This window comes from Sphingomonas sp. Leaf37, from assembly GCF_920939475.1.
In the GTDB taxonomy this organism is placed as follows: Bacteria; Pseudomonadota; Alphaproteobacteria; order Sphingomonadales; family Sphingomonadaceae; genus Sphingomonas.
This window is the reverse complement of the sequence record NZ_CAKLAX010000004.1, coordinates 58,293-67,843: the sequence shown is the minus strand read 5'-3', so window position 1 is coordinate 67,843 and position 9,551 is coordinate 58,293. Positions and strand designations below refer to the sequence as shown.

11 protein-coding genes are annotated in these 9,551 nt (G+C 66.6%); 4 read left to right on the top strand and 7 right to left on the bottom strand.

Annotated features, from left to right (window positions below):
• Positions 1–2 precede the first annotated feature (2 nt).
• The 4 genes from LRA87_RS14205 to LRA87_RS14190 form a co-directional block, all read right to left on the bottom strand.
• On the bottom strand, positions 3–704 hold the full coding sequence (locus LRA87_RS14205; protein ID WP_230632439.1) for a DUF4159 domain-containing protein: 702 nt from the start codon (positions 702–704) through the stop codon (positions 3–5).
• A gap of 89 nt (positions 705–793) precedes the next feature.
• Entirely contained in the window at positions 794–2,128 is a 1,335-nt protein-coding gene (locus LRA87_RS14200; RefSeq protein WP_230632438.1) for a TldD/PmbA family protein, read from the bottom strand.
• A 12-nt stretch (positions 2,129–2,140) separates the two neighbouring features.
• On the bottom strand, positions 2,141–3,775 hold the full coding sequence (locus LRA87_RS14195; protein WP_230632436.1) for a TldD/PmbA family protein: 1,635 nt from the start codon (positions 3,773–3,775) through the stop codon (positions 2,141–2,143).
• A gap of 214 nt (positions 3,776–3,989) precedes the next feature.
• The gene (locus LRA87_RS14190) at positions 3,990–4,406 is read right to left on the bottom strand and encodes a DUF3597 domain-containing protein (RefSeq protein ID WP_230632434.1); all 417 of its coding nucleotides are present in this window, start codon (positions 4,404–4,406) and stop codon (positions 3,990–3,992) included.
• A 122-nt stretch (positions 4,407–4,528) separates the two neighbouring features.
• Between LRA87_RS14190 and LRA87_RS14185 the strand changes: the two genes are divergently transcribed.
• Positions 4,529–5,125 carry a DUF4142 domain-containing protein gene (locus LRA87_RS14185; protein ID WP_230632432.1) on the top strand — a complete coding sequence of 199 codons (597 nt, stop codon included), beginning with the start codon at positions 4,529–4,531 and terminating at the stop codon, positions 5,123–5,125.
• A 122-nt stretch (positions 5,126–5,247) separates the two neighbouring features.
• Here the strand turns inward: LRA87_RS14185 and LRA87_RS14180 are convergent, their stop codons facing one another.
• The 3 genes from LRA87_RS14180 to LRA87_RS14170 form a co-directional block, all read right to left on the bottom strand.
• Positions 5,248–5,541, bottom strand: a complete 294-nt coding sequence (locus LRA87_RS14180; protein ID WP_230632430.1) for a CsbD family protein — start codon at positions 5,539–5,541, stop codon at positions 5,248–5,250.
• A gap of 71 nt (positions 5,542–5,612) precedes the next feature.
• Complete coding sequence (locus tag LRA87_RS14175) at positions 5,613–5,996, bottom strand: reverse transcriptase-like protein (RefSeq protein ID WP_230632428.1); 384 nt, start codon at positions 5,994–5,996, stop codon at positions 5,613–5,615.
• Positions 5,993–6,859 (bottom strand): type 1 glutamine amidotransferase, encoded by an 867-nt coding sequence (locus tag LRA87_RS14170; RefSeq protein ID WP_230632426.1) that lies wholly within the window; start codon positions 6,857–6,859, stop codon positions 5,993–5,995. Before LRA87_RS14170 ends, LRA87_RS14175 begins: the two co-directional genes overlap by 4 nt.
• 161 nt (positions 6,860–7,020) lie before the next feature.
• Between LRA87_RS14170 and LRA87_RS14165 the strand changes: the two genes are divergently transcribed.
• From LRA87_RS14165 to LRA87_RS14155, 3 genes are read left to right on the top strand one after another with little or no spacing between them, the layout of a single operon-like run.
• Complete coding sequence (locus tag LRA87_RS14165) at positions 7,021–8,070, top strand: alpha/beta hydrolase fold domain-containing protein (protein WP_230632424.1); 1,050 nt, start codon at positions 7,021–7,023, stop codon at positions 8,068–8,070.
• Positions 8,071–8,109: 39 nt separating this feature from the next.
• Entirely contained in the window at positions 8,110–8,436 is a 327-nt protein-coding gene (locus LRA87_RS14160) for a hypothetical protein (protein WP_230632422.1), read from the top strand.
• Complete coding sequence (locus LRA87_RS14155) at positions 8,433–9,512, top strand: SPL family radical SAM protein (RefSeq protein WP_230632420.1); 1,080 nt, start codon at positions 8,433–8,435, stop codon at positions 9,510–9,512. The genes LRA87_RS14160 and LRA87_RS14155 overlap by 4 nt, the downstream gene beginning before the upstream one ends.
• The last annotated feature ends 39 nt before the right edge of the window (positions 9,513–9,551 follow it).

Sequence of the window (9,551 nt, the reverse complement as noted above, 5' to 3'; positions counted from 1 at the left end):
CCTCACGAATTGAGCGCGTACATCACGATGTTCACGCCGAACTTGGTGTTGTCCTGCGCGAGGAAGCGTTTGTTGCGCCAGTCGTAGTCCCATTCGCACCCGTAATCCTTGTTACTGTACAGCAGGCCGAGGCGGCCATCGATGGTGATGCCCTTGAGGTAATCGTGGACGAGGTCGTCGCCCCAGCCGTTCAATTCGAAGCCCGTGTTGGGCGGCCCGTCGAACTTGAAGAAGCTGGTGTAGATCGGGTGCTTCGGCGGCAGCTTGGCGAGCGCCTTCGGCCCGAAGATGGCGCGCATCTGCCGTTCGAAACTCTGCGCGAACAGGCCGTCGATATCGTGGTTGCAATCGTCGACCAGCACGAACCCGCCGCTTCGGACGTAGCGTTCGAAATTGCGGCGTTCGGCTGCGTTGAACTCCACCAGGCGATGCCCCGCCATGTAGCAGAAGGGCGCGGTCAGCATCTTGGGGTCTGACAGCGCGACGACGCGTTCCTTCGGGTCGATGCGCAGATTGGTGTAATCGACCAGCGACGTCAGCAGGTTGCTCGGCATGCGCTGGTCGACGTCCCAGTCACCGCTGTCGTAGCGCAGACGGGTGAACCAGAAGTCGTAGGCTCCTGCCGCAGCGGCGGCGCGGGGAATGATTGTAGCAGCAAGCGTAGCAATGCTTGCGCGCAGAAACTCCTGCCGGTTCACCCTCACCCTTCCGCGGCTACGCCGCTCCCTCCCTCTACCGCCGGGAGAGGGAGAAGACGCCGAAGGCGGCGCAGGGTGAGGGTGAGCGCCACCAACTACACCGCGTCCGACAGCGACGTGAACGTGAAGTCCCGCAGCCGCATCGGCGGCAGCATCATCAACGTGTCGCCCTCGTCGCCCTTAACCCGCACCGGCTTGCCCAGTTCATCGATGTTGTTCAGCATGATCACCGGGCTTTCGTTGAAACGGAAGTTCTTCAACGGATATCTGATCTCGCCGTTCTCGATATAGAAGGTCCCGTCGCGGGTCAGGCCGGTGAGCAGGACGGTCTGCGGATCGACCATGCGGATGTACCACGTCCGCGTGACCAGAATGCCCTTCTGCGTGCCGCGCACCAGGTCGGCGGTCGACTTGGTGCCGCCCTCCATGATGATATTGCCCGGTTCCGGCGTCGCAGGCTTGCCCTGCTTCTGCGCCCAGTAGCGCGAGTAATCGAGGTTCGCGATCTTCCCGTTCTGGACGATCTGCATGCGCGTACGCGGCAGGCCGTTACCGTCCCATGGCAATGCCGGCACGTCCGGGTGATTGGGATCGGCGTAGATGTTGACGCGCGGATCGAAGACCTGCTCGCCGATCTTGTTGCCGCCGCCCTTCTTCGACAGGAAGCTGCGGCCTTCATCGGCCTCGCGCGCACCGAAGAAGTTGAACATGAAGCCGATAAGCCCGGCTGCGGCGGCGGGTTCGAGGATGACGGTATACTTGCCCGGCTCCAGCGCGCGGGCGTCGACCGACCCCGCCGCCTTGCGCGCCGCGGTACGAACATCGGTGCCGGCCGAGAAGGTGTTCACGTCCTGCACGTTGCGGCCGACCCAGCCCGACCCACGGCCATCCTCGCTACGCACGGTGCAGGTGTAGTCGACACCGGACGCCCGCTGGTAGCCGAAATTGCCCTTGGAATTGGCGAAGGCGACGAAGCTCTGGCCGTCCTGCAGGAAACCCGCGGCGATCAGCTTCTGCGCCTTGCACGCGGCGATCGAATCGCCCGCCACCTTGGCCCGATACTCCGGCGTGATGTCCGCCGTCGTCTGGCTGAACGTCGGCGTCGCCTTGTACGCCTGCTTGCCGACTGCGGGGACGAACTCAGGGTTCTCGGGCGCAAGCCGGGCGAGCTCCTCCGCCCGGCGGACGACGCGCTCCAGCGACGCATCGTCGAACGCGTTGATCGTCGCGGTGCCGACGCGCTTGCCGAACGCGACCTGCACTGCGAGATCGGTGTTCGACACGATGCCGCTGGTCGAGATGTTGTTCAGCGCGAAACGGATGTTGCCGTCGACCGAACCGGTCAGTTCGGCGATACATTCGTCTGCCTTCGACAGCGCGACGCACTTGGTCAGAATGGCGCGTGCCTGTTCTTCGGTGAAGATTGCCATGATCCTGTCTCCTCAGCCGAGCGAACGGGCGGTGTTGATGACGTTGATGCCGTTGAAGCGCGCGGTCGAGGACCCGTGGCTCACCGTCGACACCTGCGACGGCTGGCCCTTGCCGTCGAAGAAGCTTCCTCCCATCCGGTAATCGCTGGCATCGCAAACGCCGACGCAGGCATTCCAGAATTCCGGCGTGCGGATCTGGTAGGCTACGTCCTCGATCTGCTGCGTGATCTTGCCGTTTTTGATTTCGTAGAACAGCTGCCCACCGAACTGCGCATTGTAGCGCTGCTGGTCGATCGAGAAGCTGCCGTCGCCGACGATATAGATGCCGTTCTCGACACCGCCGATCATGTCGGCGACACTCTGCTTCTTCTTGCCGGGTTCCAAGCTGACGTTCGGCATGCGCTGGAACTGCACGCTCGACCAGCTGTCGGCATAGCAACAGCCGTCGGACGCGGTTTTGCCTAGCAGCTTCGCCTGGTCGCGGATCGCCTCCAGATCGACGAGCTTGCCGTCGCGGATCAAATCCCACTTCTTGGTCTTCACGCCCTCGTCGTCGTAACCGACCGCCCCCAGGCTGCCGGGTTGCAGCTTGTCGGCGACGATGTTGACGTTGGCGCTGCCGTACTGGAACCGCTCCTTGACCTTGTCGAGCGTGACGAAGCTGGTGCCGGCGTAATTGGCTTCGTAGCCGAGCACGCGGTCGAGCTCGAGCGGATGGCCGACGCTTTCGTGGATCGTCAGCCAGGTGTGCGAGGGGTCGAGGACGAGGTCGTATTTGCCCGGCTTGACCGATGGTGCCTTCAGCTTTGCGACCGCCTGTTTGGCGGCCGCGATCGCGTCCTCCTTCATGTCGTAGGACAGGCCGTAGTTGACGACGCCGTTGGGCGAGACGAACTTGTCCTTGGCATTGCCGTCGAGATACTCGAAGCCCATCCCCATCGGTGCCGACAGCCCTTCGCGGGTGCGGAACTTGCCGGTGGTCTTGTCGATCGCGGTCGCGGTCATCGGCGCCCAGATGCGGTGGACGTCCTGATCGATGTACGATCCGTCGGTGCTGGCGAAATACTTCTGTTCGTTGACTACGAACAGCATCGAATTGACGAAGTTCGCGCCCGCACCCTGCGCGGCGGCGTTGACGCCGAGCAGCAGGTCGACCTTGTCCTTGATCGGCACCGCCATCGCGTTCTTGACGATCGGCGTCTTCCAGCTGACTTCGCCGACGCCGGGCGTAGGAGCGAGCTGGACGGGCGCGGTCTGCGTCTTGGCGTTCGCCTTGGCGATGGCGACCGCCAGCTGCGCCGCCTTGGCAACCGCTTCGGGCGTCATGTCGTTGGTCGCGGAGAAGCCCCACGCCCCGTCGGCGATGACGCGGACGCCGGTGCCGAGCGATTCCGTGTTGACGACGTTCTGCACGTTCGCTTCGCGGGTGATGACGAACTGGCGCATGTAGCGGCCGACGCGGACATCGCAGTACGTCGCGCCCGCCGATTTGGCGGCGTTGAGCGCAGCATCCGCGAGCCGTTTCTTGACGGCAACGTCGATGGTCGATTGCAGCTCTTCCGCCGCGATCGCGCGACCGAGGAAGGACGGCACCACGCCGCCTCCGAGCGCCAGGCCGGTTACGGCCAGGAAATCGCGTCTATGCAAGGCTGTCGTCCCCCCGGATGGACGCTGGCCGGCATGTTTGCCGTGAGCGCCAAGATGATGCGAGGCGAGCGACTTGCCCGCCTCATACACCGATCATTGCTTGGACCGGGGGATCGGTCAAGGTGCCTTTGCGTCCGACTGACGCCGCTGGGCCGGTCCCAATCGCTCCATCATCCCGGCGAACGCCGGGATGATGGAGTGAAGAGAGAAATGATCAGTTGCGCAGGCTGTCCGGCACGATGCCGCCATTCTCCGCGAGCTTCGCCATTACCGCCTTGTGGAGGGCGATATTCTGTTCTGCGCTGCCGTCGTCACCGGCGTGGACGCCGAGTTCCTGACCCAGTTCCTTGCGCGCGGCGAGGCTGGAATCCAGGTCGAGCAGCTTCAGCAGGTCGACGATCGACGATTGATAATTGCCGCCGCCGTTCTTCATCGCAGCCATTTCGGACAGCACTGCGCCGACGTCCACCGATTGGGTGGGCGCTGCCGCAGGGGTTGGGGTTGGGGCTGGCGCAGGCGTGGGTGCCGGGGCCGGTGCGGCTTGCGTGGTCTGCGGCGGCTGCTGCGGCGCGGCAGGCGCGTCCTTCTTATGGCCGAAGATCTTGCCCATGATATTGCCGAAAATACTCAACGTCGTTCTCCTGTCGAACCGAACCATGCGCCAACGTCGGGCGCGCCGGAACGCTCCCGTTGCGACGGCGGAACGGGTGGCGGGGCCGATACGTTGAGGACGCCGCAGCTAGGGAGACGAAAATGTTGAATAAAACCATGGTGATCCTGTCGGCGTCGGCACTGGCGCTCGCCGCCTGCGGGCAGAAGACGGACACCGCCGGCACCACCGATACGACCCTCGCGACCAATGACGGCGCGGCGTTCGACGCGGGCAACGTGGGTGCGGCCGATGCCAACATGACGGCGCCGGCCACCGGCGGTCAGGTCTTCGCCAACACGGCCGCCGCCAGCGACGCCTTCGAGATCGCCACATCGAAGCTGGCGCTCGACAACAGCAATTCCGCCGCGGTGAAGAAGTACGCCAACCAGATGATCGCCGCGCATACGACGTCGACCGACAAGCTGAAGGCGACCACGGCGGGCCTGACGCCGGCGATCACGCCCGATCCGGCGCTGAACGCAGAGCAACAGGCGACGGTCGATGCGCTGAAGGCCAAGAAGGGCGCCGACTTCGACACGGCGTATATCGCCGCGCAGCAGTCCGGCCATCAGCAGACGCTCGACGCACTGAAGGCCTATGGCGCGACCGGCGATGTGCCCGCGCTGAAGACCTTCGCCAACGGGCTTGCGCCGACGGTGGCGGCACATCTGAACATGGCGAAGGGACTGAAGTCCTAAGCGCCCGATCCGATAACGATCGCCCTTACCCTTCCGCCGCGACGTGAGGGTAAGGGCCGAAGACGAAAAAGGGGGCGCCGGTCGAAACCGACGCCCCTTTTTTTGGTATCGGCTGCGAACGGTTACGCCGACTTCTTGCCGCGCAACGTGTTGAGGATCGCCAGCCCGACGACACCGGCAAGCGCGGCGGCGGTCCAGGGGCGGTCGTTCGCGAACTTGCGGGCCTTGTCCGCCAGCGGAGCAGCGGCGGCGGCGACGGTTTCCTTGGTATCGCCGATCGTCTTCTGCACCTTGCCGCTCAGCTGGTCGGCCACGCCGGCGTTCTGCGTTTCCGTATCGCCGGTCGCATTGCCGATCGTTTCCTTGACCTTGCCGGTGAGGTCCGTGGCCGTGCCCTCGATCTGATCCTGGTTCATAACGTTTCTCCTGTGAAATGACTGCGCCGGTCAACGCACCGAAGGCCCACAGTTTCCGCAGGTGCGAACAATCAGCGCGGATGGCGCCGCGCCAGCGCGTGGCCGGCGAGGTTCTTGGACCGACCGACATGCTTCACATGAACGCGCGGAATGACCGCCACCGCTTCGCGATAGGCGGCAAGATGCGGCTTCAGCTGCGGGTTGCGACAGACCCAGCGCCCCAGCGCCTGTTCGACGATGGTCCGCGCATCGCCGACGAACAATACGTCCTGTGCTCCGGCCGCCAGCGCGATTTCGGCGGCATAGCGCAGCGCCAGCCATTCCGCCGTGCAATTGTCCCCCTCCCCCGCATCATCGCGGATGTAGCTGCGGCCGCCGGTTACGACCGCGATCTCCATCCGCCCGGGGTTGGGCCGGGCGCCGCCGTCGAAATACAGCGTCATCCGCGCCGTCATGCCGCCTGGCGACGCGGTGCGACGAGCGTATCGACGAAATTGCTCAGCTCGGTGCGGCGCTGCGCCTCATCGGCGAACTGCCGGTCGAGGCCCAGCTCCCACAGCAATGCGCGATCCTCGGGCGCATCGTGCAGCGCGTCGAGCAAGGCGGCGCGGCGTTCGACGCCGGCCTCGTCATGCGCCAGTCCGGCCGCGATCAGATCAGAGGCCTGTCGGCGCAGCGCGACGGCAATCTCTCCCGGACTGAGTTCGGGATGATATTGCACGCCCCAGAAGATGCCGCCGCCGTGACGGATCTCCGCGGCCTGCACCCGGGTGACGGCATTGCCCGCGAGCAGGGTTGCGCCCGCCGGCAGTTCCTCCACCTCGTCGCCGTGAATCGCGGGCGCATCCCACGCCGGCGCACGCCCGGCGAGCAACGGATGGTGACGCCCGGCCTCGGTCGGGGTGATCCGCCGCGCAATACCCGCCTCCATCCGCTGCGGCATCTTGCGGACCCGTCCTCCCGCCGCGGCGACGGCGAGTTGCAGGCCGGCGCAAGATCCGAACGACGGAGTTCCGCTGGCGAACACCGTCCGCATGAAGGCGAGCTGACGGCGAACCTCCGGCGTGTCGTCATAGACGTGGAGCGGCGATCCGGTGATGAACACCGCGTCGAACCCACCGACCCGCTTCGGATCGAGCGGTTCGGCATCCTCGTCGGCGGGGGCGACGAGGGTGATCGTCGCGCCGGGATACATCTGTTCGAGGGTCGCGCCATAGCTTTCGCCCGAGCTGCGGCCGGCGTGTTTCCGCCGGGCCTCCCGCTCTTCGGGCGTTTCGCTCTCGGCGACGAGGAAATGGTACACGTGGTGGACTTTCATGCGATGGGCCTCCCCTAACGCGCGAGCGGCGGCGACGGATCGGGCAGACATCAAATGTCATTCCGTCCCATGTCGCCGGTGTTCCGCTGACGGTCGGCGCGATATGGTCTTTGCCACGCGGCATCGGTACCCATGGGCCGGGACGCAAGGGAGAGATCGGGATGTTCAGCCGGCGCGAGATATTGATCGGTGGCGCTGCGGCGGCATTGCCGATTCCCGGCAGCCGGTCCGCCCGGGCGGCACAGGCGATACCATCCGATGCGCGCTTCGCCGCGGTCGATCCGCAGATGATCGACGACCTGAAGCTACTACGGCCGATGGACGTGTCGGCGGATAACCTCGCCGCGTTCCGCTCGCGCCCCGCGACGCGTCAGGCTCATCCGCTGCCCCCCTCGCCGGTGTCGCGACTGCCGCTGAAGACCGTGACGATCCCGGGGCTGGCCGGGCAGCCGCCGGTCGGCACCGTGCAGTTCGACCCCGGGCCGCGGAAGGCGGGCCGCGGTGCCGTCGTCTGGATGCACGGCGGTGGCTATGTCGCCGGTGCGGCGGGCATTCCGGTGGCGCTGCGCGAGGCGGCGCTGGCGCATGGCTGGCTGGTCGTATCGGTCGACTATCGGCTCGCACCCGAGGCACGACTGACGGCATCGCTCGCGGACAATTACGCGGCGCTGCGCTGGGTGCACGGTCAGGCGGAAGTGCTGGGTGTCGATCGCGCCCGGATCGCCGTCGGTGGCGCGAGCGCGGGCGGCGGTCATGCCGCGATGCTGGCCCTCGCCGCGCGCGATCGCGGCGAGGTGCCGCTCGCCTGTCAGGTGCTGATCTACCCGATGCTCGACGATCGCACCGGCAGCAGCCGGCCGGCGCGGCCGGGTACGGGCGAGTTCGTCTGGACGGCGGCGTCGAACCGGTTCGGCTGGTCGTCGCTACTGGGTGTCCCCGCCGGCAGCGCAGGGGTATTGCGGGGCGTCGTGCCGGGCCGCTGCAACGATCTGGCCGGCCTGCCGCCGGCGTTTATCGGTGTCGGGACGCTCGACCTCTTCCTCGATGAGGATATCGCCTATGCCGGCGCCCTCGCGGCGGCAGGCGTCGCGGTCGATCTCGCGGTCGTACCGGGGGCGTTCCACGCCTTCGACGGGATCGCACCGACCGCGCGGGCGTCGCGCGCCTTCACCGCGCGCTGGGTCGCCGGGCTGACGGCGGCGCTGACCTGACAGCGTGCACCCGATGCGGAGGTCGCGCGTTGCGCTCGCATGACCGATGCCATCCCCCTCACCACCCCGGACGGCCGTTATCTGGTCGTACGGGGCCGGTTGTGGCGCACCGCCGATCCGTCCCTGCCGCCGGACCGCCGCGACGCGCTGGTGCACGACCTGATGCAGGCGCGACGCGATGTCGGAGCCGCCTTGCGCACCAGCGATGCGGCAGCGGAACGCGACGCGCGCCATCGCGTCGATGCCGCGAAACGCGCGCTGGGCGAGCGTGGCCCGGTGTGGTGGCGCGATGGCGCACCCGACCTCAACCGCCACATGGCCGCCAATACGCCCTATGCCGACTGGTTCGCGGCGGCCGGTTCGTGAGCGACGACGTGCCACGTCGACTGAAGCTGTGGCTGCCGAAGCGCGTGATCGTCACCCGATCCGCGCAGGCGCAGGAGCATGGCCGCGCCATCGCCGCCCGCGCCGCCGCGCTCGGCGTCCCGGTGGACATCCTGTCGTCGGACCGGCTGGGACTGGCCCTGCCCGACGATCCCCGACAGGCCTATGCGGAGGCGAAGCGGACGCTGGCGGTGACGGTCGCGCCACCATCCAGGCTGCGCCTGCAACCGATTGCGCCCTCGGCGGACTGGCGGGTCGATCTGGCCGAAGGGTGCCCGGCGCATTGCAGCTACTGCTATCTGGCCGGTTCGTTGAAGGGGCCGCCGATCACGCGCGTCTATGCCAATCTGGCGGAGATCGTCGGCATCCTGCCCGGCTATCTCGGCACCGGCACCGTGACCTCGCGCTCGAAAGCGCGAGCGAATGAGGGAACGACGTTCGAAGCGAGCTGCTACACCGATCCGCTGGCGCTGGAGCATCTGACCGGCTCGCTATCGGCGTTGATCGAGGCGTTCGGGCGGTGGCAGGCGCCGGTGCAATTGCGCTTCACCACCAAGTTCGCCGCGGTCGAACCGCTGCTGGCGCTGGAACATGGTGGCCGCACGCGGATGCGCGCATCGATCAATCCCGCCGCCTATGCGCCGTTCGAAGGGGGGACGGATCCGGTCGCGGCGCGGCTCGCCGCTCTCGCCCGGATGGCGCGTGCAGGCTATCCTATCGGGCTGACGATCGCACCGATCATCGCCGCGGACGGCTGGCAACGCGCCTATGCCGGGCTGATCGCACAGGCCGGCACGGCGCTGGCCGACGTGCCCGATGTCGACTGTACGATCGAACTCATCACGCATCGCTACACGCCGGGATCGAAGGCGGTGCTGGACAGCTGGTATCCGGGATCGAAGCTGGACATGAGCGATGCCAACCGCGCCGAGAAGCGGACAAAATTCGGCTCGGTCAAGCACGTGTACGACGCCTCGACGATGAAGGAACTACGCTGTTTTTTCGAGGCGGAGCTGGCGAGCACATTGCCGTTCGCCCGGGTGTTGTACTGGACATGACACCCACGACCGCGCCTTCGCTGCGGCGCCTCGTACAGG

Excerpts from the sequence above, each read along its gene's own strand:
- LRA87_RS14200 (WP_230632438.1), bottom strand. The coding sequence starts at position 2,128 with ATGGCAATCTTCACCGAAGAACAGGCACGCGCCATTCTGACCAAGTGC.
- LRA87_RS14185 (WP_230632432.1), top strand. The coding sequence starts at position 4,529 with ATGTTGAATAAAACCATGGTGATCCTGTCGGCGTCGGCACTGGCGCTC.
- LRA87_RS14180 (WP_230632430.1), bottom strand. The coding sequence starts at position 5,541 with ATGAACCAGGATCAGATCGAGGGCACGGCCACGGACCTCACCGGCAAG.
- LRA87_RS14175 (WP_230632428.1), bottom strand. The coding sequence starts at position 5,996 with ATGACGGCGCGGATGACGCTGTATTTCGACGGCGGCGCCCGGCCCAAC.
- LRA87_RS14170 (WP_230632426.1), bottom strand. The coding sequence starts at position 6,859 with ATGAAAGTCCACCACGTGTACCATTTCCTCGTCGCCGAGAGCGAAACG.
- LRA87_RS14165 (WP_230632424.1), top strand. The coding sequence starts at position 7,021 with ATGTTCAGCCGGCGCGAGATATTGATCGGTGGCGCTGCGGCGGCATTG.
- LRA87_RS14160 (WP_230632422.1), top strand. The coding sequence starts at position 8,110 with ATGACCGATGCCATCCCCCTCACCACCCCGGACGGCCGTTATCTGGTC.